The organism is Pseudomonas fluorescens (genome assembly GCF_001623525.1).
Taxonomy (GTDB): domain Bacteria; phylum Pseudomonadota; class Gammaproteobacteria; order Pseudomonadales; family Pseudomonadaceae; genus Aquipseudomonas; species Aquipseudomonas fluorescens_Q.
The window spans coordinates 5,918,353-5,943,360 of sequence record NZ_CP015225.1 but is presented as its reverse complement, the minus strand read 5'-3'; the positions used below and the strand labels follow the sequence as shown (position 1 = coordinate 5,943,360).

Genomic DNA, 25,008 nt, shown 5'->3' with positions numbered 1-25,008 from the left:
AAGGGAAAACCTCGTGGCGCGGGCACTCAACAAAAACAAGAAGCCCAAAACCAATAATAAAAAACAGAGCACGTAACTAATTCTGGGGGAGCTTCGGCTCCCCTTGTGGTTTCTGTCGTTCCGCCTCCCCGCAGCCTACAAAGCTTGTCGCTTGAAGCTTGCAGCTCAAAACTGCTGCGTCCTACACCATCCCTCGACTAAATGCTAGAATCTCGGCCCATCATGCGGCCATTCTTCGTTTTTGGCCGAATATTCCTTCAAACAGTGCATCCCATGCTGAAGAAGCTGTTCCAGTCATTCCGTTCTCCCTTGCGTCGTACGCAACACATTCGCAGCACGCCTGAAGTGCTCAACAGCGGCCAGCATTCACTGCAAAAGGCCCAGTTCAGCCGTTATGCGGTGAACATCGTCGAACGTTTGCAGAACGCCGGTTACCAGGCTTACCTGGTCGGTGGCTGCGTGCGCGACATGCTGCTCAACATCACCCCAAAGGATTTCGACGTCGCCACCAGCGCCACGCCGGAACAGATACGGGCCGAATTTCGCAACGCGCGGATCATTGGCCGGCGCTTCAAACTGGTCCACATCCACTTCGGTCGCGAAATCATCGAAGTGGCGACCTTCCGCGCCAATCACCCGCAAAACGATGAAGAAGAAGACAGCAACCAGTCTTCCCGTAACGAAAGCGGGCGCATCCTGCGCGATAACGTCTACGGCACTCTGGAAGAAGACGCGCAACGCCGCGACTTCACCATCAACGCCCTGTATTACGATCCCGTCAGCGAACGCATCCTCGATTACGCCAACGGCGTACACGACATTCGCAATCGCCTGATCCGCCTGATCGGCGACCCCAAGCAGCGCTATCAGGAAGACCCGGTGCGCATGCTGCGGGCCGTACGTTTCGCCGCCAAGCTGGATTTCGGCATCGAAAAACACAGCGCCTTGCCGATTCGTGAACTGGCGCCGATGCTGCGGGAAATCCCTTCGGCGCGCCTGTTCGAGGAAGTGCTCAAGCTGTTCCTGTCGGGCAACGCCGCAGACACCTTCGAGATGCTGGTGGACCTGCAGTTGTTCGATCCGCTGTTCCCCGCCAGCGCCGAGGCCCTGGAGCACAACCCGACCTACACCCACACCTTGATCAGCGAAGCACTGATCAACACCGACCTGCGCATCAAGCAGAACAAGCCGGTGACGCCGGCGTTCCTGTTCGCCGCCTTGCTCTGGCCTGCCCTGCCGGCTCGGGTGCTGCGCCTGCAAGAGCGTGGCATGCCGCCGATCCCGGCAATGCAGGAAGCCGCCCACGAGCTGATTGCCGAACAGTGCCAGCGCATCGCCATTCCAAAACGCTTCACGATGCCGATCCGCGAGATCTGGGACATGCAGGAACGCCTGCCACGGCGCAGCGGCAAGCGTGCCGACCTGCTGCTGGACAACCCGCGTTTCCGCGCCGGCTACGACTTCCTGCTGCTGCGTGAAAGCGCGGGCGAGCAGACCGATGGCCTGGGTGAATGGTGGACCGATTACCAGGACGCCAATGACAGCGAGCGCCGTGACATGATTCGCGAGCTCAGCGGCAAGGATGACGGCGCCAGCGGCCCGCGCAAGCGCCGCCGCAGCAGCGGTGCCAAGCGCAAGCGTGCCGGTGTACCGAGCGCATCGGGCGAGTAATCGATGGAACGCATCTACATCGGCATGGGCAGCAACCTGGCCGAACCCGCCGAACAATTGCGCAGTGCCATCCAGGCGCTGGCGCAATTGCCCGATACCCAACTGGTGGGGGTCTCGGCGTTTTATCAAAGCGATTCCCTGCTGCCCGGCCAGCCGCGCTACACCAACGCGGTGGCGGTGCTGGACAGCCGCCTGGCACCGCTGGACCTGCTCGATGCGCTGCAAGCCATCGAAACCGGACAAGGTCGCGAACGCCTGGAACGCTGGGGCCCACGCACCCTGGACCTGGACATCCTGCTGTTCGGCGATCACCTGATCGACGAGCCTCGCCTCAAGGTCCCTCACTACCACATGCAGGCCCGAGCCTTTGTGCTGTACCCACTGGCCGAGTTGGCGCCCGCCGACCTGCGCCTGGCCGATGGGCGCTTGCTCAAGGATCTGCTCGCGGCGTGCCCATTCGTTGGCCTGGAACGCCTGCCGCCTATCTGACAAAGCCCCCACAGGATCAGGGACCCGGCAGTCAGATCCGAGACACGCCTCTACGCTGAAACGCATCAGTAACCCCGGTAACACCCGGCGGTAACACATCCAATTGACTTCCCGAGAGCTCCTCACGACTATAGGCGTCCCGATGCCGCCAACGCGGCGTTTAAAGGGCGCAATCCAGGCCTTACAAGCACCACACATAGAGGGTGCGCCTGTATAGATGACGATTCATGCGCGTTACTCGCAGTAGCTCAAGAGCGCCTAATGAGGACTTTTTCATGCCAGCTATTACCCTGACCACGCTGCAAGGTCTCAAGCAAAAAGGTGAGAAAATCGCCATGCTGACCTGCTATGACGCAACTTTCGCCCACGCCTGCAATGAGGCTGGTGTCGAAGTGTTGCTGGTGGGCGATTCCCTCGGCATGGTGCTGCAAGGTCACGACAGCACGCTGCCAGTGACCACCGCCGAGATGGCCTACCATGTGGCCGCCGTCAAACGCGGTAACACCGATGCGCTGATTCTCGCCGACCTGCCATTCATGGCCTATGCCACCCTTGAACAAACCATGACCAACAGCGCCATGCTGATGCAGGCCGGTGCCCACATGGTCAAGGTCGAAGGCGCGTTGTGGCTGGCCGATTCGATTCGGCTGCTGGCCGAGCGGGGCATCCCGGTGTGCGCGCACCTGGGCCTGACCCCACAAGCGGTGAACATCCTCGGTGGCTATAAGGTCCAGGGCCGCAATGAGAACCAGGCGCGGCAGATGCGCGCCGATGCGATTGCACTGGAGCAGGCTGGCGCGGCGATGTTGCTGCTCGAATGCGTGCCCAGCGAGCTGGCGGAAGAAATCACCCAGGCAGTGAAGATCCCGGTGATCGGAATCGGCGCCGGCCACGCCACCGATGGCCAGGTACTGGTGCTGCACGACATGCTCGGGCTGTCGATCACCGGTCGCGCACCCAAGTTCGTGAAAAACTTCATGGCAGGGCAAACGTCTATCCAAGGCGCCCTGAGTGCCTATGTCGCTGAGGTCAAGGCCGTGACCTTCCCGGGCGCCGAACACGGGTTTTCTGCATGAATACCGTCAAAACCGTACGCGAACTGCGGGCCGCCGTGGCCCGTGCCCGCGGCGAAGGTAAACGCATTGCCTTCGTGCCGACCATGGGCAACCTGCACAGTGGTCACGTGGCGCTGATCACTAAGGCCGCGCAACGGGCCGACTTCGTGGTGGCGAGCATTTTCGTCAACCCACTGCAATTCGGTGCTGGCGAAGACCTGGACAAATACCCCCGCACCCTGGCGGCCGACCAGGAGAAACTGCTCCAGGCCGGCTGCCATCTGTTGTTCGCACCCAGCGTCGAAGAGATGTACCCCGACGGCATGGCCGGGCAGACCCGGGTCAGCGTCCCGCAATTGTCCGAAGGCCTGTGCGGCGCCAGTCGCCCGGGGCATTTCGAGGGCGTGGCGACGGTGGTCAGCAAATTGTTCAACATGGTCCAGCCCGACCTGGCGGTGTTCGGCCAGAAAGACTTCCAGCAACTGGCGGTGATTCGCGCACTGGTCCATGACCTGAACATGCCGATCCAGATCATCGGCGAACCGACCGTGCGCGCCGAGGACGGCCTGGCGCTGTCCTCGCGCAACGGCTTCCTCAGCCCGGAGCAACGTGCCATCGCGCCCGTGGTCTATCGCGTCCTGAGCCAGATCGCCGAGGCCATCAAACAGGGCCGACGAGATTTCCCGGCGCTGATCGACGAGCAGCTCAAGCAGCTCGAAGCCGCCGGCCTGCGTCCCGATTACCTGGAGATCCGTCACGCCAAGACCTTGCGCCCGGCATTGAGCGAGGACCGTGACCTGGTGATTCTGGTAGCGGCCTTCCTGGGCACTACGCGGTTGATCGACAACCTGCACCTGGATCTCGACACGCCCGCCTAAGCATCACAAAACCCTGTGGGAGCGAGCTTGCTCGCGATAGCAATCCGTCAGCCAGCCTATCGGTCAACTGACCCACCGCTGTCGCGAGCAGGCTCACTCCCACAAGGGTCCTGCGGTGTTATTGCCGCCTCGGCAGGCTTCAGGCAGACTGCCCGCCGTTCGGACCCGACCAGAGGAAAAATTCATGCACGCCATCATGCTCAAGGCCAAGCTGCATCGCGCCGAAGTCACTCACGCGGTGCTCGACTACGAAGGCTCCTGCGCCATCGATGGAGAGTGGCTGGACCTGTCAGGGATCCGTGAATACGAACAGATCCAGATCTACAACGTCGACAACGGCGAACGCTTCACCACCTACGCCATCCGTGGCGAGGAAGGTTCGCGGATGATCTCGGTGAACGGCGCCGCAGCGCACAAGGCCAAGGTGGGGGATCGTGTCATCATCTGCGCCTACGCCCACTACAGCGAAGCCGAGCTGGTCAACTTCAAGCCCCGCATGCTGTACATGGCGCCAGGCAATGAACTGAGCCACACCAGCAATGCGATTCCGGTCCAACTGGCCTGATCGAAACACCTGCGTCACCGCTTTCCCCTGTGGAAGCGAGCCTGCCCGCGATGGCGGCGGACCCCTTGATACAGATGCCGGCTGCCACACCGCTATCGCGAGCAAGCTCGCTCCCACAGTAAGCAATCTGCGTTTCCGTTTGTCGGACCTTTTCCCGCCCAGCTGTATAAAAAAGTACCGGGAACCGGTCAGACAAAGTCAAGACAGATCGCAACGCGAGGTTTACTGTATTCGCCCTGCGTCCGGCGATCGTGTCGATGCAGTGTCCGGACGCCCACCTCGAGCCGCGCCGGAATTTTTAGTGTACAAAAGGTCGTTCAAGTAAAAAGGAAACCCGCAGCGATGGCGTATTACCGAACCCCTCATGACGTGACCGCTCTGCCAGCCTGGCAAGCGCTGAATGACCACCGCAAAGCCATGCAGGATTTCAGCATGCGCGAAGCGTTCAATGCCGATCCGCAGCGTTTCACTCAATTCACCCTGTCGAGCTGCGGCCTGTTTCTCGACTACTCGAAAAACCTGATCAACGCCCAGACCCGCGATCTGCTGGTGGGCCTGGCCAACGAAGTCGACCTCAAGGGCGCGATCAAGTCGCTGTTCGAAGGCGAAATCGTCAACGCCTCGGAAAACCGCCCTGCCCTGCACACCGCCCTACGTCGGCCGGTGGGCGACAAGTTGCTGGTCAACGGCGTCAACGTGATGCCGGACGTGCACAAAGTGCTGAACCAGATCACCGACCTGGTGGGCCGCATTCACGACGGCCTGTGGCGCGGCTACACCGAAAAGCCCATCACCGACGTGGTGAATATCGGCATCGGTGGTTCTTTCCTCGGCCCGGAACTGGTGTCCGAAGCACTGTTGTCCTACGCGCAAAAAGGCGTTCGCTGCCACTACTTGGCAAACATCGACGGCAGCGAGTTCCATGAGCTGACCATGAAGCTGCGCGCCGAGACCACGCTGTTCATCGTCTCGTCGAAATCCTTCAACACCCTCGAAACCCTGAAGAACGCCCAGGCCGCCCGGGCCTGGTACCTGGCCCAGGGTGGCTCCGAAGCGGAGCTGTATCGCCACTTCATCGCCGTGTCGAGCAACAATGCCGCCGCCGTGGCCTTCGGCATCCGTGAAGAGAACATCTTCCCGATGTGGGACTGGGTTGGCGGGCGTTACTCGCTGTGGTCGGCCATCGGCCTGCCGATCGCCCTGGCCATCGGCATGTCGAACTTCAAGGAATTGCTCTCCGGGGCCTATTCCATGGACCAGCATTTCCAGAGCGCCCCGTTCGAGCAGAACATGCCGGTGCTGCTGGCACTGCTGGGTGTGTGGTACGGCAACTTCTGGGGTGCGCAGAGCCATGCGATCCTGCCGTACGACCACTACCTGCGTAACATCACCAAGCATTTGCAGCAATTGGACATGGAATCCAACGGCAAGAGCGTGCGCCAGGACGGTACACCGGTGTCGACCGACACGGGCCCGGTCATCTGGGGCGGCGTCGGCTGCAACGGTCAGCACGCTTACCACCAGTTGCTGCACCAGGGCACCCAGCTGATTCCGGCCGACTTCATCGTGCCGATCGTCAGCTTCAACCCGGTTTCCGATCATCACCAATGGCTGTATGCCAACTGCCTGTCCCAGAGCCAGGCACTGATGCTCGGCAAGACCCGCGCCGAAGCCGAAGCCGAGCTGCGGGACAAGGGCGCCAGCGAAGAAGAGGTGCAGAAACTGGCCTCCCACAAGGTGATCCCGGGCAACCGTCCGAGCAACACCCTGGTGGTCGAACGCATCAGCCCACGTCGCCTCGGCGCACTGGTAGCGCTGTATGAACACAAGGTGTTCGTGCAGAGCGTGATCTGGGGCATCAACGCCTTCGACCAATGGGGCGTGGAGCTGGGCAAGGAACTGGGCAAGGGCGTCTACAACCGTCTGGTGGGCAGTGAAGAAAACCCGGCCGAAGATGCCTCGACCCAGGGCTTGATCAACTACTTCCGCGGGCGTCATCGCGGCTGATCGCAGGTCGAACACCAAGCACTTACTTTTGTGGGAGCGAGCTTCTCGCGAAGGCGGTGGATCAGTTGACACTCATGTTGACTGACACACCGCCTTCGCGAGCAAGCTCACTCCCACAGTTGTTTGTGCATGACTTGAACCCTCCGGCTACTCGGCGCATCTTTATCACTTGTCGCAAAAACAAGAATAAGGAACCGTCATGTTCGATATCAGCCAGTACCCCCAAGCCGATGCCGTCCGCCGGGCTGCGCAACTGAGTCAGGACGAGTACAAGCGGCTCTATAAAGAATCCATCGAACACCCCAGCGCCTTCTGGGCCGAGCAGGCCACACGCTTTCTCGACTGGATGACGCCCTGGCAAACCGTCCAGCGCTATGACCTCAAGAACGGCGACGCGACCTGGTTCGCCGGTGGCAAGCTGAACGTCAGCGCCAATTGCCTCGACCGTCACCTGCAAACACGCGGCGACCAGACGGCAATCATCTGGGAAGGCGACGACCCCGCCGAATCGGCAGAAATCACCTACAAAAAACTACACAACCATGTGTGCCGCCTGGCAAACGTGCTGAAAAGCCGTGGCGTGAAGAAAGGCGACCGGGTCTGCATTTACATGCCGATGATCCCCGAGGCCGCCTACGCCATGCTCGCCTGTACCCGCATCGGCGCGGTGCATTCAGTGGTGTTCGGCGGTTTCTCACCGGACTCGCTGCGCGACCGGATTCTCGACGCCGATTGCCGCACCGTGATCACCGCTGACGAAGGCGTGCGCGGCGGGCGCTTCGTACCGCTCAAGCGTAACGTCGACAAGGCCCTGGAAAGTTGCCCGAACGTCAGCACCGTGCTGGTGGTCGAGCGCACCCAGGGCGAGGTGAACTGGGTTGAAGGCCGTGACCTGTGGTACCACCAGGCCATGCACGAGATGAGCGACGACTGCCCACCCGAACCGATGGACGCCGAAGACCCGTTGTTCATCCTCTACACCTCCGGTAGCACTGGCAAACCCAAGGGCGTGCTGCACACCACGGGAGGCTATCTGCTGCAAGCGGCGATGACGTTCAAGTACGTGCTCGATTACCGCGACAACGAAGTGTTCTGGTGCACCGCCGATGTCGGCTGGGTCACCGGTCATAGCTACATCGTCTACGGCCCGCTGGCCAATGGAGCCACCACGCTGATCTTCGAGGGCGTGCCGAGCTACCCGAGCAGTTCGCGCTTCTGGCAGGTGATCGACAAGCATCAGGTCAATATCTTCTACACCGCACCGACCGCCCTGCGCGCGCTGATGCGCGAAGGTGCCGGCCCGTTGCAGGAAACGTCCCGCAAAAGCCTGCGATTACTCGGCAGCGTTGGTGAGCCGATCAACCCGGAAGCGTGGGAATGGTATTTCAACACGGTAGGCGAACAGCGCTGCCCGATTGTCGATACCTGGTGGCAGACCGAGACGGGCGGCATCATGCTCAGCCCGTTGGTGAGCGCCCCACGGCTCAAGCCAGGCTGCGCCACCCGGCCGATGTTCGGCGTGCAACCGGTCTTGCTGGATGAAGTGGGCAAGGAAATCAGCGGCGCCGGCAGCGGCGTACTGGCGATCAAATCCAGTTGGCCCGGGCAGATTCGCAGCGTCTACGGCGATCATCAACGCATGGTCGACACCTACTTCAAACCCTACCCCGGCTACTACTTCACCGGCGACGGCGCGCGCCGCGACGAAGACGGCGATTACTGGATCACCGGGCGCATCGACGATGTGATCAACGTTTCCGGGCATCGCATCGGCACCGCCGAGGTGGAAAGTGCCCTGGTGCTGCACGACAACATTGCCGAAGCAGCCGTCGTCGGCTACCCCCACGACCTCAAGGGCCAGGGCATCTATGCCTTTGTCACGCCGATGAACGGTGTGGAGGCCAATGACGAGTTGAAGAAGGAACTGCTGGCCCACGTCAGCAAGGAAATCGGCAGCTTCGCCAAACCGGAGCTGATCCAGTGGGCGCCGGCGTTGCCCAAGACCCGTTCGGGCAAGATCATGCGGCGCATCCTGCGCAAGATCGCCTGCAACGAACTCGACAGCCTCGGTGATACCTCGACCCTGGCCGATCCAAGTGTGGTGGAGGGGCTGATCGACAAGCGCCTGAATCGCTGAGCCAAACAACTTGGCTTCCCAGAAGCACCGTGCCTTTGTGGCGAGGGAGCTTGCTCCCGCTGGAGTGCGTAGCGCTCCCAAAAATGATAGGGCCGCTGCGCAGCCCAGCGGGAGCAAGCTCCCTCGCCACAGATCGGTGCCCGGCTCCAGATCCGTATGCAATCCCCCAACCTGGGTTTGTATAACTGCTAAACTCCCGCGCCTCATTTCTCTAAGGCGCGCCCGGCATGTCTTCCTTGAATCAGGCGCTGCGCGCCGCCCTCGACCAGCGCCACGAGTTGCTCGACCAACTGCACCAGCAAGGCACCGACTGCTATCGCCTGTTCCATGGCAGCCAGGAAGGCGCACCCGGCCTGACCATCGACCGCTACGGCCCGCAACTGCTGGTACAGAGCTTCCATAAAGCGCTGGAGCGCGACGACCTGCTGCAACTGCACGGCATCGTCAACGAACGGCTGGGCCTGGAGACGCTATTGGTCTACAACGACCGCGCCCGGGGCAATTCGCGCGTCGACCGCCAGGACACCGTCTATCAGGCGGACGAGGCCGCCCTGCAAGACCTGGTCGGGCATGAATGGGGCTTGAATTATCGCGTCCGCGGTCGCCATGCCGGGCAGGACCCACTGCTGTTTCTCGACCTGCGCAACGCCCGAGGCTGGGTCAAGGCACACAGCCGCAACAAAAGTGTGCTGAACCTGTTCGCCTACACCTGCGGCGTCGGCCTGAGCGCTGCGGCCGGCGGCGCGCGGGAAGTGTGCAACCTGGACTTCGCCGAAGGCAACCTGGCGGTGGGCCGCGAAAACGGCCTGCTCAACCCCGATTTGCCGCCGATGGCGTTCGTGCAGTCGGATTACTTTCCGGCGATCCGCCAACTGGCCGGCCTGCCCATCAGCCAGCGGCGCGGGCAGAAACTGCCCAACTACGTGCGCCTGGAACAACGCCAGTACGACCTGGTGCTGCTCGATCCACCGGCCTGGGCCAAAAGTGCGTTCGGCACCGTCGACCTGTTGCGCGACTATCAAAGCCTGCTGAAACCGGCATTGCTCACCACCGCCGACAATGGCGTGCTGATCTGCTGCAACAACCTGGCAAAAGTGTCCATGGACGACTGGCGCGAACAGGTACTGCGTTGTGCGGAAAAAGCCGGTCGCCCGGTGCGCGAGTGGAGCGTGCTGACGCCCGGCAGCGATTTCCCCTCCCTCGACCAGCAACCGCCACTCAAGACCCTGGTCCTCCAGCTCTAAGCCAGGCTCAGAATTCTCACGCAAAAAACGGACAAATCTCATAAATCACAGTGGCTTCGGAACCGTAAACGCATGCCATACTCCAAGGCATTCCGAATTCACACCAAGATGAAGCCGCACATGCCCAAAGGATTGATTCGCGCCATCGGCGCTCTGTTGACCGCACTGGCCCTCTACAGCCTGTTGGGCTTTCTGATTTTGCCGGGCATCGCCTTGCGCATCGCCAACCAGCAACTGGCCACCCTTGCGACGGTGCCGGCCCAGATCCAGCGCATCGAACTCAATCCCTTCAGCCTTGAAGTCACCCTCTGGGGCCTGAATATCGGCGATCCAGGCAAGGAACAGGTCGGCTTCGAACGGCTGTATGCCAACCTGCAGCTCGACAGCCTGTGGTCCGGCGCCCTGCATCTGGTCGACATCGAGCTGGACAAGCCCAAGACCGAAGTGATGTTCGCCAAGGACGGTCAGTTGAACCTGCTGGGCCTGTTCAAGCTGCCGGCCAGCGAGCCAACGCCCGCCGACCCCGAGGCCAAGCCGTTCCCCCTGCGGGTCGACCGAATCAAGTTGGCCGGCGGTTATGTGCATTTTCAGGACCTGCGCCCCAGCGAACCCATTGAGTTTCTCTACGACACCCTCGATTTCGAGCTGAAAAACCTCAGCACCCTGCCCGACGACAATGCCGACATGACCTTGGTGGCTGCTGGCCCCGAAGGCGGACAGATCGACTGGACCGGTAATTTCAGCCTCACGCCGATTGCCTCCCAAGGCACTCTCAAAGTCACTGGCGGCCAAATGAAAGCCTGGTGGCCCTATGTGCGCGACGCCGTGCCGCTGGTTCTGGAAAACGGCGTCCTGAACCTCAGCACCGACTACAAGCTCAACCTGGCCAAGGGCACCGAACTGCTGCTCAACAACGCCGCGGTCAGTGTCGCGCCCTTCGCCATCAAGGCACCCGATGGCCGTCCACTGGTGAAGCTCGAACGCCTGGACGTGAGCGAAACCTCGGTGGACCTGGCCAAGCAGCAAGTTATCGTGGGCAAGGTCCGTAGCCAGAAGCTGGAAACCTGGGCCGCTCGCGAGGCGGACGGGCAGCTGGACTGGCAGAAACTTTTCGCCAGCCAGCCGGCCAAACCGCAGGTCAAGGCTGAACCGGCATCCGCCCCGGCAGCGGCAGACTCGCCAAAAGCTGAACCGGCACCGCCCAGCAAACCCTGGCAGGTGATGTTGAAGGATGTGCAACTGCGCGACTATAAGGTGCACTTGGCCGACCGCCAGGCCCAGCCCGCCGTGGCACTGGAGGTCGGCCCGCTGAACCTCGACCTGCAGAACTACGACACCCTCAACGGCTCACCCTTTACCCTCAAGCTGGACACCGGGGTAGGCAAGCAGGGCAAGATCCTGGCCGACGGCGAGGTCAACCTGAACCCGATCACCGCCAAGCTCAAGGTCAAGACCCAGGACATCGACCTGCGCGTCGCCCAGTCGTACATCAACCCGTTCATTCGCCTGGAGCTACGCTCCGGGATGCTCGGCAGTGACCTGGCGGTCGACCTCAAAAGTACCGAACCGCTGGCATTTGCCGTCACCGGCCGCGCCCAGGTCGATCAGTTGCACACCCTCGACACGCTCAAGACCCGCGACTTCCTCAAGTGGCAAAGCCTGGTCCTCGAAGGCCTGAATTATCAGCACGGTGACAGCCTTTCCATCAACAAGGTCAACCTGTTCCAACCGTACGCGCGCTTCATGATCAACGACGACCGCACCACCAACGTCGATGACCTGCTGATCCCGCAACCGGCCGACAGCGGCACGAAGAACACCGCGGCAAAACCGGCGCCCCAGGAAAAACCGCTGGGCATCCACATCGGTGGTATCGCCATCAATGACGGTTCGGCCAACTTCGCCGACTTCAGCCTGACCCCCAATTTCGCCACGGCTATCCAACAGCTCAACGGTGCGATCGGCACGATCGACAGTCGCCAGGCCAAACCGGCCAGTGTCGACATCAAGGGCAAGGTTGATCGCTATGCACCGGTCACCATCAAAGGGGCGGTCAACCCCTTCAACCCGATGGCCAGCCTCGACATCGCCACCAGTTTCAAACGGGTCGAGCTGACCACCCTGACGCCCTACTCCGGCAAGTTCGCCGGCTATCGCATCCGCAAGGGTCGGCTCAATCTCGATCTGCATTACCGAATCACCCAGGGCAAGCTCCAGGCGGAGAACAAAGTGGTGGTCGAGCAGTTGCAACTGGGGGAGAAAGTCGACAGCCCGGACGCCGTGAGCCTGCCACTCAAATTGGCCGTCGCCTTGCTCAAGGATTCCGACGGCAAGATTTCCATCGAACTACCGGTGTCCGGCGATCTCAACGACCCGCAATTCAGCGTCATGCCGATCATCTGGCAGACCCTGCGCAACCTGGTGGTACGAGCGGCCCAGGCGCCGTTCAAGCTTATCGGTGGGCTGGTGGCCGGCGGCGGCTCGGAAGACCTGGGCAGCGTGGCGTTTGCGCCGGGCTCCAGCGACCTGAGCAAAGATAATGAAGGCGTGCTGCTCAAACTGTCCGAGGCCCTTGGCAAACGTCCGGAGCTGCGCCTGGAGATCGAAGGCACCGCCGCCGAAAGCAGCGACGGCCCACTGCTCGCCGCCCAACGCCTGGAGCGCGAATATCAATACAACTACTACAAGATGCTGCAGCGTCGGGGCGACAAAGTTCCTGCCCAGGCCTCGCTGATACAGGTGCCCGAGGACGAAAAGGCGCCGCTGCTCGAAGGCATCTACCGCACCCGCCTCAAGACCCAACCGCCCGCCGAATGGACACAATTGGATAAAAAGGCGCGTATCGAGAAACTGCGTGAAGGCGTGATCAAGTTCTGGAGCGGCAGTGACGTGCTCTTGCGCCAACTGGGGCAGGAACGGGCCAGTAGCATCAAGGACTTCCTGGTGGACAAAGGCCAGTTGGCCGATGACCGCGTGTATTTCATCGACGCCAACCTCGGCCAGGCCGAGAGCGATGGCCGGGTGATTACCCCGCTGCATCTGGATGCCGAATAGATGAAACCCTGGTTCGGACTCTGCCTGGGTCTATCGCTGGCCACCGGCCAAGCCGCGGCTGCAGACACGCTGCGCTGCGGCAGCCAGCTGATCAGCGTCGGCGACCGCTCGAGCGAAGTGCTGCAAAAGTGCGGGCAGCCTGTGGCGCGGGATGACCTGGGCTACAAGCGCAGTGTCAATCGCCGGGAAGAATACCCGGTGGAGGAATGGACCTACGGCCCCAACAGCGGCATGTACCAATACCTGCGCTTCGAGGGGAATCGGCTGGTGCAGATCACCAGCAAGCGGGGGCGCTGAGCTTGTCCGTACAGAGGCGTTGAATGTACTACCGCCATCGCGAGCAAGCTCGCTTGTATGGTAGGACTTGAAGGGAGGAGGAGGGACAAAGCTCGATTCTGACTGTTAGCCGCAGTACAGACCGTGGGAGATTTCACCCCTCCTCCTTTCACCCAAGCGCCGATAAAGAATGCATCTGGCCTAGACCGACGATAGGAACAAGCCTGCGCCTCTGGGTGAACCCTTCAAGTGTTCAAACCTTAGCCCGGAGGATTTTCAATGGCAATGCCGGTTTCTGTCGCAAAGCCGATCGTGGGTGTTGATGTCGCCAAAGATGAGTTGGTGATTTATCACGCAGAAACAGATCGACTGGAAGCGATCCCCAACACCAAGGCAGCGATCAAAAAGTGGCTCAAGGAGTTGTCCGCGCCAGTGGATGTCGCCATCGAAGCCACCAATATCTATCATCAGGAATTCGCCGACCTGGCTTATGCGAAAGGCTGTGTGATCTACATGATCGGCGGCTACGAGCTCAGCCATTACCGCAAAGGTGTGAAAGTTCGCGCTAAAACCGATGCGCTGGATGCTCGGTTGTTGGCTCGCTACTTGAACAACGAAGGCCACCAGTTGCACCCGTGGACCCCGCCATCGCCCTTGTATTGCCGGCTTATAAGCCTCTTCCGACGTCGGGCAGCCTTGGTCCAGGCGCGTGTCAGCCTCAAGCAAAGTTGGTCCAACGAACCGTTGCTCAAAAGGGCCTTTGAGAACCAGATAAAAGCCATGCAACGACTGGAGATCTTGCTCGAGAAAACAATCCAGACGCAGTTGGAAGCCGCTGGCTTGGGCGCTCAGCTCAAGCGTTGCATGAAAGTCGAAGGCATTGGCCTGTTGAACGGTGCCCGTTTGCTCACGTCGTTTCAGCGTGGGGATTTCAGAAATGCCGATGCCTTCATCGCTTTTCTGGGCCTAGACCTGCGTATATCGGACTCAGGGAAAAAGAAGGGACGCCGCTGCCTGTCTAAGCGAGGTGACCCAGAGGCCCGTCGATTGATGCATAACGCCGCGATGTCGGCAAGGCGCACAGCGGCATGGAAGGGTTTTTATGAGGCACTAAGGGCCCGGGGACTCAGCACAACCGAAGCATTAGTGGCACTGGCCCGCAAGCTTGCCCGAGTGGTATTCGCCCTGCTGAAGAACCAGAGCGAATACTTACCGAAAGGCATTTAGGGGGTAGTCCTGCACCATAGAATCTCCCACAGGAGGATGGCGATGAGCACTGATTTTGAGATCACCCAGAACAATGTGGGAGCGAGCTTGCTCGCGATGGCGATCCTACAGACTCATCCACAACCGCTGCCCCCCAATTGATCCACCCCACAATAGAACAGGCCCCCGGCACGAATGCCGGGGGCCTGTAATGGCCACGTCCGTGTGGCCTTTCGCATGAACTCCAAAGCGACGGCAAACGTATATCCTGGCCCGCTTGCCGCGCCTTCTCCCAGTCCAGGCGAGAAGTCTTAGCCTTATTCGGCTTTCAGGCCGTCAGCCGATACGGCCTTGACGCCTTTGATTTTCTTGGCGATCGCCACAGCGGTGTCTTTTTGTGCCTCAGTGACTTTGGTCATCGAAGATAGGGACACAACACCTTTGTTGGTTTCGACTTTGATATCAGTGCCTGGAATGCCTTTTTCGGTGACCAGGTCAGCTTTGACCTTGGTGGTGATCCAGGTATCGGAAACGTCTTCCTTGGCCTCTGTCACTTCGCCCGCAGCCAGCATCATTGGCGCCTGAGTTGCTTGAGTGGTCTCGGCGAATGCGCTAGCCATAGTCAGGGTCAGAGCGGTAGCAGCGGCGGCAGTGATAGCGAACTTCTTCATACGAGTAACTCCTGTTTTTCTCAAAAACTGCCGGAGGTGCATCCCGGCAGGGTTATCAGGAGTAGTGCGAAGGCTGTGCCAGCTTTGAAAAAATTATTAATTTCTTATAAATCAGCAAGTTAAGCGAAACGGTGATTTTCGTGATCATGCAAAATGCATGAAGCGCTGATTCTGGACATGCAACTTGCGGGTTTTGGCCTATTTCTAAGCTTATGAATTGCGAAGGTTTTCTGTATCGAGACAGTTCACTGCCTCGATACGTGTACTCAAATTACGGATTCGCTGCACCTGTGCAACCAGCCGGCAGGAATTCCTGAGCGGCGGTCGAACCGCAGGTCCACACGCCTTGAGTAGAGCGCGTCAGGGTGATCGCTTTGCCAAGCACTGGAGCGGGTGCATTCAAAAGGGTACACGCAATGGTGCCCGCTCCGTCCGCTGCCGTTCCTGAAGCCGTCAAGGTGCAATTGCTGGTGGGCGAGGTCCCACCGATGTTGGCCAACGATGGATTGGTACCCTGATTCATGACGTCTTCAAACGGCACTTTCAACGCAGAGACCTCCGCCAACCCCGCCGTCGCCTTCGCCCGCGCCTGATACTTCGAATATTGCGGCAACGCAAACGTCGCCAGAATGCCGATGATCGCCACGACGATCAACAGCTCGATCAAGGTAAAGCCACTCTGCTTATTCATAGACATCTCCCACGCATGAGTCGAAATCTCATGACCTGAAATAGCCATTGCAGGGCACATGCCAACCCTCAAGTCTCATCAATAAAGGGGGTTGCCCCCGCACAACGGCGACGTCCTACCTCAACAACCGCACTATCTGACGTTTTTTGTCACCCTGCCCCGCTGGTTTGGCGTCGAGGCTTGACTAGGCTATAAGTCATGAATTGTTCGTCGCCGGGATTCCCATGAATGACATCGCCCTCAGCGGCCTGACCAAGCAATTGGTGCTGGCCGAACTGCTCACCGAGCAAAGTGCGCAACAGGCGTATCAACAGGCCCAACGCAGTCGCATTCCCTTGGTCAGCTATCTGGTGCAGAACAAACTGGTCCAGAGCCGCCAGGTCGCGGAGATCGCCTCGGAGCATTTCGGCGTCGCCCTGCTGGACCTCAACAGCCTGGACAAAGAAACCCAACCCAGCGGCCTGGTCAGTGAAAAACTGGTGCGCCAGCACCACGCCCTGCCGCTGTGGCGGCGTGGCAACAAATTGTACGTAGGCATCTCCGACCCGACCAATCACCAGGCCATCAATGACATCCAGTTCAGTACCGGCCTGACCACCGAAGCCATCCTGGTGGAGGACAACAAGCTCAGTGACGCCATCGAAAAGTTTTTCGAATCCAGCAGTACAGGCCTGGAAGGCATGGGCGATGTCGATCTCGATGGCCTGGACATCGAGTCGATCGACGATTCCAAGCAGGACTCCATCGGCGGTCAAGACACCGACGACACGCCGGTGGTGCGCTTCGTCAACAAGATGCTGCTGGACGCGATCAAGGGCGGCTCTTCCGACTTGCACTTTGAACCCTATGAAAAAATCTACCGGGTGCGGGTGCGCACCGACGGCATACTGCGGGAAGTGGCCAGGCCGCCGATCCAACTGGCCAACCGTATCGCCGCCCGCCTGAAAGTCATGGCCAGCCTGGATATTTCCGAGCGGCGCAAACCCCAGGACGGGCGGCTGAAAATGCGTCTGTCGAAAACCAAGTCCATCGATTTCCGGGTCAACACCCTGCCCACGCTCTGGGGCGAAAAAGTGGTGATCCGGATCCTCGACCCCTCCAGTGCGCAAATGGGCATCGATGCCCTGGGCTACGAACCGGACCAGAAAGACCTGTACATGGCCGCCCTCAAGCAACCGCAAGGGCTGATCCTGGTGACCGGTCCGACCGGCTCGGGCAAGACCGTGTCGCTCTACACCGGGCTGAATATCCTCAACACCGTGGACATCAACATTTCCACCGCCGAAGACCCGGTGGAAATCAACATGGAAGGCATTAACCAGGTCAACGTGAATCCGCGCCAGGGGCTGGACTTCGCCCAGGCCCTGCGCTCGTTCCTGCGCCAGGACCCGGACGTGATCATGGTCGGCGAGATCCGCGACCTGGAAACCGCCGAGATCGCCATCAAGGCCGCCCAGACCGGGCACCTGGTGCTCTCCACCCTGCACACCAACAGCGCCGCCGAAACCCTGATCCGCCTGCAGAACATGGGCATTCCGGGGTTCAACATCGCCACCGCCGTGCACCTGATCATTGCCCAGCGGCTGGCGCGCAAGCTGTGCAGTCACTGCAAGAAAGCCATCGATATTCCCGAGGAAACCTTGCTCAAGGAAGGTTTCCCTCGGGAACACCTCGGCACATTCACGATCTATGAGCCGGTCGGTTGCGAACAGTGCAACAACGGTTACAAAGGGCGCGTGGGAGTTTACGAAGTGGTCAAGAACACGCCCGAGCTGCAACGGTTGATCATGGCCGAGGGCAACTCGCTGGAGATCGATCTGCAAATGCGCAAGGACGGTTTCAATGACCTGCGCACGTCGGGCCTGCTCAAAGTGATGCAGGGCGTCACCAGCCTCGAAGAAATCAACCGGGTCACCAAGGATTGAACATGGCGGTCAAGGCAGTCAAAACCGATGTTTACACTTGGGAAGGCAAGGACCGCAAAGGCACAAAAATGAGTGGCGAGCTGACGGGCCAGAGCCCGGCGCTGGTCAAGGCACAGCTGCGCAAACAAGGCATCAACCCGCAGAAGGTGCGCAAGAAATCCACTTCGATATTCAGCAAGGGCAAGCGTATCAAGCCACTGGATATCGCCCTCTTCACCCGCCAGATGGCCACGATGCTCAAGGCTGGCGTGCCACTGCTGCAGGCGTTCGACATCATTGGCGAAGGTTTCGACAACCCCAGCATGCGCAAGCTGGTGGACGAGGTGAAGCAGGAAGTCGCCGCCGGCAACAGCTTCGCCGCGGCGCTGCGCAAATGCCCACAATATTTCGACGAGCTGTACTGCAACCTGGTGGATGCCGGCGAACAGGCCGGTGCCCTGGACACCCTGCTGGACCGGGTCGCGACCTACAAGGAAAAGAGCGAAGCGCTCAAGGCCAAGATCAAGAAAGCCATGACCTACCCGGCGGCCGTGGTCCTCGTTGCCGCAGTGGTCACGGGGATCCTCCTGGTCAAGGTCGTGCCGCAATTCGAGTCGGTATTCTCCGGGTTCGGCGCGCAACTGCCAGCCTTCACGGTGATGGTCATCGGCCTGTCGGAAATCATGCAGCAATGGTGGTGGGTAATGCTGGGCGGGTTGATGGGGGCGTTTTTTGGCGTGAAGTACGCGCTCAGGCGTTCGGAGCGCTTTCGCGACTGGCGCGACAAATGGCTGCTCAAGCTGCCGCTGATAGGCACCTTGCTGTACAAATCCGCCGTGGCCCGCTACGCCCGCACGCTTTCCACCACCTTCGCCGCCGGCGTGCCGCTGGTGGAGGCCCTGGACTCGGTGTCTGGCGCCACCGGCAACGTGGTGTTCAAACATGCCGTGCAGCGCATCAAGCAGGAGGTCTCGACCGGCATGCAGTTGAATTTTTCCATGCGTGCCTCAGGGATCTTTCCGAACCTGGCGGTCCAGATGACCGCCATCGGCGAGGAGTCCGGAGCACTGGACGACATGCTCGACAAGGTGGCGAGCTTTTATGAGGCCGAGGTGGACAATCTGGTGGACAACCTCACCAGCCTGATGGAACCCTTCATCATGGTGGTCCTGGGGGTGGTCGTCGGTGGCCTGGTGGTTGCCATGTACCTGCCCATCTTTCAACTCGGCTCTGCGATCTGACATGCCCCTGAGCGAATTCTTCGTGCTGTATCCCCTGGCTTTCGTGCTCGTTGCAGCACTGCTCGGCCTGATCATCGGCAGCTTCCTCAACGTGCTGGTGTGGCGCCTGCCGAAGATGCTCAACCGCGAATGGCGCCTGCAGGCTCACGACCTGCTGGGCCTGCCGGCCGAAACCCCGGGCCCGGTCTACAATCTGATGCTGCCCCACTCCCAGTGCCCGCACTGCGGCCATCGCATCCGCGCCTGGGAAAACATTCCGCTGCTCAGCTACCTGATGCTGCGCGGTCGCTGTTCGAGCTGCGCCGCGCCCATCGGCAGACGTTACCCCCTGACCGAATTGGCTTGCGGCGCGTTATCGGCATTCGTCGCCTGGCATTTCGGCTTTGGCTGGCACGCCGTGATGGTGATGGTCTTGACCTGGGGCCTGCTGGGCATGAGTCTGATCGACGCCGAGCATCAATTGCTGCCCGATTCCCTGGTGCTGCCACTGTTGTGGCTGGGCTTGATCATCAACAGCTTCGGACTCTTCGTGCCCTTGAACCAGGCGATGTGGGGCGCGGTGGCCGGCTATCTGGCGCTGTGGTCACTGTTCTGGGTGTTCAAGCTGGTCACCGGCAAGGAAGGCATGGGCTACGGGGATTTCAAGCTGCTGGCGATGCTCGGCGCCTGGGGTGGCTGGCAGATCCTGCCACTGACACTGCTGCTGTCGTCGCTGGTGGGCGCCGTTGTCGGGGTGATTATGCTGCGCTTGCGTGATACTCCCGAGTCGACGCAGATTCCCTTTGGACCTTATCTGGCCATTGCCGGCTGGATTGCCTTGCTCTGGGGTGGTCAAATAACCGACTTCTATTGGCAGTCTGTCGGGTTTTAATGAATACCTCAGTGAAAAAGCCCTGGATTCTCGGCCTGACCGGTGGCATCGGCAGCGGCAAGAGCGCGGCGGCGCAGCATTTCATCGACCTGGGCGTGCACGTCATCGACGCCGATCATGCGGCGCGCTGGGTGGTCGAGCCCGGACGCCCGGCGCTGGCGAAAATCGCCGAGCACTTCGGCCCCGGCGTATTGCAGGCCGACGGCGCCCTGGACCGGGCGGCGCTGCGCAAGCTGATCTTCGAGAATGCCGATGAGCGCCGCTGGCTCGAGGCGCTGCTGCATCCGCTGATCGCCGAGGAAATCGCCCATCATCTGGCCCAGGCACAATCGCCCTATGCGATCCTGGTATCGCCGCTGCTGATCGAGTCAGGGCAGTACGCCATGACCCAGCGGATCCTGGTGATCGATGCGCCGGAACAGCTGCAGATCGAACGTACATTGCAGCGCGACCAGACCAGCGAACAACAGGTCCAGGCGATTCTCAAGGCCCAGTCCAGCCGCCAGGATCGCCTGAGCCATGCCGACGACGTGGTGGTCAATGATCGCGACCTCGCCTGGCTGCACAGCGAGGTCGAGCGCCTGCATCACTTTTACCTTACTTTGCGTGGAGGCCAATCATGAGCCAGACCCCAATCGTTGATTGCCCAACCTGTGGCGCCCCTGTGGAATGGACCCCGGAGAGCAAATTCCGGCCGTTCTGCTCTGACCGCTGCAAACTGATCGACCTCGGCGCCTGGGCGTCGGAAGAACACAAGATTCCGGTCAGCCCCGACGCCGAGGACGAGCTGTTCAGCGAAGACTTCGAGCCCCGCCATTAAGGCAGTGTCGCTCACTCAGGAAAAATCTGAGTCATTGTGGCGAGGGGATTTATCCCCGCTGGGCTGGGCTGCTGCCCCAAAAAGCTGAATGCAGTCGATCTGAAACACCACAGTGTCAGGTTTCAGGGCTGCTACGCAGCCCAGCGGGGATAAATCCCCTCGCCACAGAGTCATCGTTTTCTTGGGTGTACGGCATTCGCCATTAAGGCCGCATGAAACCGTAGTCCTGTTCATCGTCGAGGTTTTCCGCCAGGAAACTCAACTCATCGGCCAGGTCTTCAGGGCTGCGCACTGTCTTGCTCTGTTGCACGATCGCACTGAGCAAGGCGCGCAGGCTCAAGCCTGGGTCAAAACCGATCTCCATTGCGGCATCGTGGCTACGCCTGATCTCTTGTCTGGCCCACTCATAAACACTCATGGTTGTGCTCCTGGAAATTTTCCAAAGCATGAATGGCGTGTGGTGGGGCAGCCTTGACGTGAATCAAGGCTTGTCATCATCGTTCCACGGAGCCGACAGGTAGCGCGTGCGGTTGAAGGTCTCCAGCCATTCGGGACTGAACACCACCAATGCACTGATCACCATACCGTTGATAAAGGCCTCGGGAAAAATGATCAACCAGAGGTAGCCGACAAAATCTTCCAGCCAGTAAGGCATGGCGAATATACCGTCGTACCACAGCAGGCCAAGCCCCAGCAGCAGGCACGCCAACGCCGAAAGCGCGGCCGCGAGAAACCCCGAACAGAAGATATACACAAACAGATTGCGCGGCTGGGCGCGCTCCACCAGGATCGCGCAGCACTCGGTGACCAGCACCGGCATAAGGATCAGCAGCGCACCGTTGACCCCTACCGCCGCCATGTCCTGGCGGCCCAGCAGCACCAGCGCAAGTTGGGCAAAAAGTCCCCCGAGGATCGCCAGCGGCCAATCCAGCAGCAGGGTCACGGCGGTCATGCCGATAAAGTGGTACGAGACGCCCGTGTCGAAATCCCGTCGCACCAACCACAACAGAAACAGCGCCAGCACCGTGCCAAACAGCAGATGCTGGCGACGGCTGTCGGTGAACAACTCGACCCACGGTGCCCGCGATACCGCCCAAACCAGCATCGGTACATAAATCAGCCAGCCGCTCGCCAGGGTCTGCGGTGATAGCAGCTCGGCACCGATCATGGGTCTACTCCTTTCGCTTGCCCCTGCATCAAACAGGCTGTTGTGGCGAGGGAGCTTGCTCCCGCTCGAGCGCGAAGCGTTCGCAAATGCTTTGGGTCTGCTTCGCAGCCCAACGGGAGCAAGCTCCCTCGCCACGGTATTTCAAACCAGCAGTCTACACCTCACCCATAACGTCCATTAATCAACGCAACGCTTTCAGCTTGTCGCAATTGAACGCTAAGCTTGGGCTCATGGATGACTCCGATTACTTACGCCTGCTGACCATCGCGGCCGAGCAAGCCAACGCCTTTCTCTCCAATGCCCGCAAATGGGAGCGTGAGCGTTGGGTTTGCCAGCGTCTGCTGCAAGGGCTGAACGTACCTTATCGCGCCGACGAGTTCGCGCCGGCCGGCGAGCCGCCGGACGTGTTGTTTCGCGATGCCAATTTCGAAGTGTTTTTCGTGCTCGACGAAGGTCGACGCCTCAATGACGAATGGCGCGATGAACTGCAACGCCGCCGCAGCGCCTTCTCCCTGAGCCAACTGGTACGTCGCGAGGCCAAGCCGCGGCGGATTCCGGCCAATGAGTTCCTGATGCGGCTGGCCCCGACCCTGCGCAAGAAAGCTCACAACTACACCGAGCGCGGCATGGACCTGGGTGACTTGGACATCATCGCCTTCGCCAGCCTCAAGCGCGAAGTGCTGGACCTCAACAGTCACTTCCCACCGCCGACCGAATACCTGCGCCAGGGCTGGCGCTCGCTGTCACTGGTGGGGCCGACGTTTGCCCGGGTGCTGTTCGCCCACCCCGACGCGCCGGACTTCCTGCGCAGCAACCTGGGTCGCAGCATTGTGTTCGATGTCGGGATCAGCCTGTGAGCCCACTGCAGGAATTGATTGCCGCTGTGCCCCAGCAGGGCCGCGTACGCTGGATTGGCGTACGACCTCAGGGTCATGCGCCCATGATCGAACTGGACGCCGTGGAGGCCCGCCTGGAGGCTGGGCTGACCGGCGATCACGCTCGCCCCGGCGTGCGCAATGCGCGACAAGTGACGCTGATCCAATGGGAGCACCTGGCCGTGATCGGCTCGCTGATGGGCCGTCCCGAGGACCGGCCCGTGCTGCCACAGGCGCTGCGACGCAACATTGTGGTCAGCGGCATCAATCTGTTCAGCCTCAAGGGCCGGCGCTTTCGCATTGGCCAAGCCATTTTTGAAACCACCGGCTGGTGCCAGCCTTGTGCCCGATTGGAGCGAAACCTCGGCGAAGGTACGTTCCAGGCCGTACGCGGCCATGGCGGAATCACCGCCCGGGTGTTAAAAAGTGGAATCATTCGCCTGGACGACAGCCTGATCGTCGAACCCGTTCCGGCGAGCGGCTACGCTGCTTTCAATGCCGGCTAGCCGGACGCTGTAACGTCTTCACATTCCGCAACGTCTACCTGACGAGGCCTTTATGACCAGCCGCCTGAACCCAGAAGACCAGAAGCATGTCGAAGAGTACCTGCAACTGTCCCAGCACCGAGTCGAGCGCCGGCCTTTCCGGCCGTGGATGCTCCTGGTGGTGGTACTGGCCGTGACCATCGGCCTGGGCCTGTTGAGCCGACTGATCAGTTACCTGACGCTATGAGCCGCCCAGTCACACTGCCGCTCGCTCGGGTAACGGCACCGATTTCCTTTAGCCTTGCGAGATATCCCCATGACTCATCGTATTGTCATCGTTGGCGGCGGCGCCGGCGGTCTGGAGTTGGCTACCCGTCTGGGTAAGACTCTGGGCAAGCGCGGCACGGCCAGTGTGATGCTGGTCGACGCGAACCTGACCCACATCTGGAAACCGCTGCTGCACGAAGTGGCCGCAGGCTCCTTGAACTCCTCCGAAGACGAACTCAACTATGTCGCCCAGGCAAAATGGAACCACTTCGAGTTCCAGCTCGGGCGCATGAGTGGCCTGGATCGCGAGCGCAAGAGAATCCAACTGGCCGCCACCTACGATGAGGCGGGCGTCGAGCTATTGCCGGCCCGGGAACTGGGCTACGACACGCTGGTGATTGCCGTCGGCAGCACCACCAATGACTTCGGCACCGAAGGCGCAGCGCAGCATTGCCTGTTCCTCGACACCCGCAAACAGGCCGAGCGCTTCCATCAGCAACTGCTTCATCACTATCTGCGCGCCCACGCCGGGCAGACCGATATCGTCGAGCGCATCAGCGTCGCCATTGTCGGAGCCGGTGCGACCGGGGTCGAACTGGCGGCCGAGCTGCATAATGCCGCCCACGAACTGCACGCCTACGGCCTGGACCGGATCAAACCGGAAAACATGCACATCACTCTGATCGAAGCGGGCCCACGCGTCTTGCCAGCCCTGCCGGAACGTATCGGCGGACCGGTGCACAAGACCCTGGAGAAACTCGGCGTCAACGTCATGACCAACGCCGCCGTCAGCCAAGTGACCGCCGACAGCCTGATTACGGCAGATGGCAAAGTGATCGACGCGAGCCTGAAAGTCTGGGCCGCCGGGATTCGCGCCCCGGACTTCCTCAAGGACATCGACGGGCTGGAGACCAACCGGATCAATCAACTGCAAGTGCTGCCTACGTTGCAGACCAGCCGCGACGAGAACATCTTTGCCTTCGGCGACTGCGCCGCCTGCCCGCAACCCGGCAGCGAGCGCAACGTCCCACCCCGTGCCCAGGCCGCGCATCAGCAGGCCTCGCTGCTGGCCAAGTCCTTGAAGCTGCGAATCGAGGGCAAGGCCCTGCCCGAATACAAATACACCGACTACGGCTCGCTGATCTCGCTGTCGCGATTCTCGGCAGTCGGCAACCTGATGGGCAACCTGACCGGCAGCGTGATGCTCGAAGGCTGGCTGGCGCGGATGTTCTACGTTTCGCTCTACCGCATGCACCAGATGGCTCTGTACGGCATGTTCCGCACGGCCATGCTGATGCTGGGCAGCAAGATCGGGCGCGGGACCGAGCCACGGCTGAAGTTGCACTGAGACCTTACTGACGATCGTTCCCACGCTCTGCGTGGGAATGCAGCCCGGGACGCTCCGCGTCCTTTGTGACGCAGAGCGTCACTGG

24 protein-coding genes are annotated in these 25,008 nt (G+C 60.6%); 20 read left to right on the top strand and 4 right to left on the bottom strand.

Annotation, left to right across the window (positions count from 1 at the left end; genetic code table 11):
• The first annotated feature begins 273 nt into the window (after positions 1 to 273).
• The 11 genes from TK06_RS25725 (at position 274) to TK06_RS25675 (ending at position 14,603) form a co-directional block, all read left to right on the top strand.
• Positions 274 to 1,671 (top strand): polynucleotide adenylyltransferase PcnB, encoded by a 1,398-nt coding sequence (locus TK06_RS25725; protein WP_057450877.1) that lies wholly within the window; start codon positions 274 to 276, stop codon positions 1,669 to 1,671.
• A gap of 3 nt (positions 1,672 to 1,674) precedes the next feature.
• Positions 1,675 to 2,160 (top strand): 2-amino-4-hydroxy-6-hydroxymethyldihydropteridine diphosphokinase, encoded by a 486-nt coding sequence (gene folK / locus TK06_RS25720; protein ID WP_063324341.1) that lies wholly within the window; start codon positions 1,675 to 1,677, stop codon positions 2,158 to 2,160.
• A 275-nt stretch (positions 2,161 to 2,435) separates the two neighbouring features.
• Positions 2,436 to 3,236 (top strand): 3-methyl-2-oxobutanoate hydroxymethyltransferase, encoded by an 801-nt coding sequence (gene panB / locus TK06_RS25715; protein WP_063324340.1) that lies wholly within the window; start codon positions 2,436 to 2,438, stop codon positions 3,234 to 3,236.
• Positions 3,233 to 4,093 (top strand): pantoate--beta-alanine ligase, encoded by an 861-nt coding sequence (gene panC, locus TK06_RS25710; protein ID WP_063324339.1) that lies wholly within the window; start codon positions 3,233 to 3,235, stop codon positions 4,091 to 4,093. Before panB ends, panC begins: the two co-directional genes overlap by 4 nt.
• Positions 4,094 to 4,277: 184 nt before the next feature.
• Positions 4,278 to 4,658 (top strand): aspartate 1-decarboxylase, encoded by a 381-nt coding sequence (panD, locus tag TK06_RS25705; RefSeq protein ID WP_003205654.1) that lies wholly within the window; start codon positions 4,278 to 4,280, stop codon positions 4,656 to 4,658.
• 342 nt (positions 4,659 to 5,000) lie between these two features.
• Positions 5,001 to 6,665: a glucose-6-phosphate isomerase gene (gene pgi / locus TK06_RS25700; protein WP_063324338.1), complete on the top strand. Its 1,665-nt coding sequence runs from the start codon at positions 5,001 to 5,003 to the stop codon at positions 6,663 to 6,665.
• Between the two features lie 199 nt (positions 6,666 to 6,864).
• Complete coding sequence (acs, locus tag TK06_RS25695; protein WP_063324337.1) at positions 6,865 to 8,802, top strand: acetate--CoA ligase; 1,938 nt, start codon at positions 6,865 to 6,867, stop codon at positions 8,800 to 8,802.
• A gap of 227 nt (positions 8,803 to 9,029) precedes the next feature.
• A complete protein-coding gene (locus TK06_RS25690) occupies positions 9,030 to 10,046 on the top strand; it encodes a class I SAM-dependent rRNA methyltransferase (protein WP_063324336.1) in 1,017 nt (338 codons plus the stop codon).
• Between the two features lie 120 nt (positions 10,047 to 10,166).
• Positions 10,167 to 13,100 (top strand): DUF748 domain-containing protein, encoded by a 2,934-nt coding sequence (locus TK06_RS25685; protein WP_063324335.1) that lies wholly within the window; start codon positions 10,167 to 10,169, stop codon positions 13,098 to 13,100.
• Positions 13,101 to 13,397 carry a DUF2845 domain-containing protein gene (locus TK06_RS25680; RefSeq protein ID WP_063324334.1) on the top strand — a complete coding sequence of 99 codons (297 nt, stop codon included), beginning with the start codon at positions 13,101 to 13,103 and terminating at the stop codon, positions 13,395 to 13,397.
• 258 nt (positions 13,398 to 13,655) lie between these two features.
• Positions 13,656 to 14,603: an IS110 family transposase gene (locus TK06_RS25675; RefSeq protein WP_063320545.1), complete on the top strand. Its 948-nt coding sequence runs from the start codon at positions 13,656 to 13,658 to the stop codon at positions 14,601 to 14,603.
• Between the two features lie 296 nt (positions 14,604 to 14,899).
• On the opposite strand, the gene TK06_RS25670 is transcribed toward TK06_RS25675, so the two are convergent.
• Together TK06_RS25670 and TK06_RS25665 are read right to left on the bottom strand one after the other, a co-directional pair.
• A complete protein-coding gene (locus TK06_RS25670) occupies positions 14,900 to 15,253 on the bottom strand; it encodes a BON domain-containing protein (protein WP_063324333.1) in 354 nt (117 codons plus the stop codon).
• A 271-nt stretch (positions 15,254 to 15,524) separates the two neighbouring features.
• Positions 15,525 to 15,944, bottom strand: a complete 420-nt coding sequence (locus tag TK06_RS25665; RefSeq protein WP_014340250.1) for a pilin — start codon at positions 15,942 to 15,944, stop codon at positions 15,525 to 15,527.
• A gap of 224 nt (positions 15,945 to 16,168) precedes the next feature.
• Between TK06_RS25665 and pilB the strand changes: the two genes are divergently transcribed.
• The 5 genes from pilB to yacG are packed head-to-tail and all read left to right on the top strand — an operon-like array spanning position 16,169 to position 20,780.
• Complete coding sequence (gene pilB, locus TK06_RS25660) at positions 16,169 to 17,869, top strand: type IV-A pilus assembly ATPase PilB (RefSeq protein WP_063324332.1); 1,701 nt, start codon at positions 16,169 to 16,171, stop codon at positions 17,867 to 17,869.
• A 2-nt stretch (positions 17,870 to 17,871) separates the two neighbouring features.
• Positions 17,872 to 19,089 carry a type II secretion system F family protein gene (locus tag TK06_RS25655; RefSeq protein WP_063324331.1) on the top strand — a complete coding sequence of 406 codons (1,218 nt, stop codon included), beginning with the start codon at positions 17,872 to 17,874 and terminating at the stop codon, positions 19,087 to 19,089.
• Between the two features lies 1 nt (position 19,090).
• On the top strand, positions 19,091 to 19,960 hold the full coding sequence (locus tag TK06_RS25650; protein ID WP_063324330.1) for a prepilin peptidase: 870 nt from the start codon (positions 19,091 to 19,093) through the stop codon (positions 19,958 to 19,960).
• Positions 19,960 to 20,583 (top strand): dephospho-CoA kinase, encoded by a 624-nt coding sequence (gene coaE, locus TK06_RS25645; RefSeq protein WP_063324329.1) that lies wholly within the window; start codon positions 19,960 to 19,962, stop codon positions 20,581 to 20,583. The genes TK06_RS25650 and coaE overlap by 1 nt, the downstream gene beginning before the upstream one ends.
• Positions 20,580 to 20,780, top strand: a complete 201-nt coding sequence (gene yacG / locus TK06_RS25640) for a DNA gyrase inhibitor YacG (protein ID WP_063324328.1) — start codon at positions 20,580 to 20,582, stop codon at positions 20,778 to 20,780. The genes coaE and yacG overlap by 4 nt, the downstream gene beginning before the upstream one ends.
• 202 nt (positions 20,781 to 20,982) lie before the next feature.
• On the opposite strand, the gene TK06_RS25635 is transcribed toward yacG, so the two are convergent.
• Both TK06_RS25635 and TK06_RS25630 read right to left on the bottom strand, forming a co-directional pair.
• Complete coding sequence (locus TK06_RS25635; protein WP_013694234.1) at positions 20,983 to 21,198, bottom strand: hypothetical protein; 216 nt, start codon at positions 21,196 to 21,198, stop codon at positions 20,983 to 20,985.
• Positions 21,199 to 21,261: 63 nt separating this feature from the next.
• Positions 21,262 to 21,948, bottom strand: coding sequence for an energy-coupling factor ABC transporter permease (locus TK06_RS25630; protein ID WP_063324327.1), 687 nt, complete (start codon positions 21,946 to 21,948; stop codon positions 21,262 to 21,264).
• A gap of 230 nt (positions 21,949 to 22,178) precedes the next feature.
• Between TK06_RS25630 and TK06_RS25625 the strand changes: the two genes are divergently transcribed.
• From TK06_RS25625 to TK06_RS25610, 4 genes are all read left to right on the top strand, one after another.
• Positions 22,179 to 22,805, top strand: a complete 627-nt coding sequence (locus TK06_RS25625; RefSeq protein ID WP_003205682.1) for a DUF1780 domain-containing protein — start codon at positions 22,179 to 22,181, stop codon at positions 22,803 to 22,805.
• Complete coding sequence (locus TK06_RS25620) at positions 22,802 to 23,329, top strand: MOSC domain-containing protein (protein ID WP_063324326.1); 528 nt, start codon at positions 22,802 to 22,804, stop codon at positions 23,327 to 23,329. The genes TK06_RS25625 and TK06_RS25620 overlap by 4 nt, the downstream gene beginning before the upstream one ends.
• A 52-nt stretch (positions 23,330 to 23,381) precedes the next feature.
• Positions 23,382 to 23,555 carry a DUF3094 domain-containing protein gene (locus TK06_RS25615; protein WP_003205686.1) on the top strand — a complete coding sequence of 58 codons (174 nt, stop codon included), beginning with the start codon at positions 23,382 to 23,384 and terminating at the stop codon, positions 23,553 to 23,555.
• 69 nt (positions 23,556 to 23,624) lie between these two features.
• Positions 23,625 to 24,923 carry an NAD(P)/FAD-dependent oxidoreductase gene (locus TK06_RS25610; RefSeq protein WP_063324325.1) on the top strand — a complete coding sequence of 433 codons (1,299 nt, stop codon included), beginning with the start codon at positions 23,625 to 23,627 and terminating at the stop codon, positions 24,921 to 24,923.
• Positions 24,924 to 25,008: the final 85 nt, after the last annotated feature.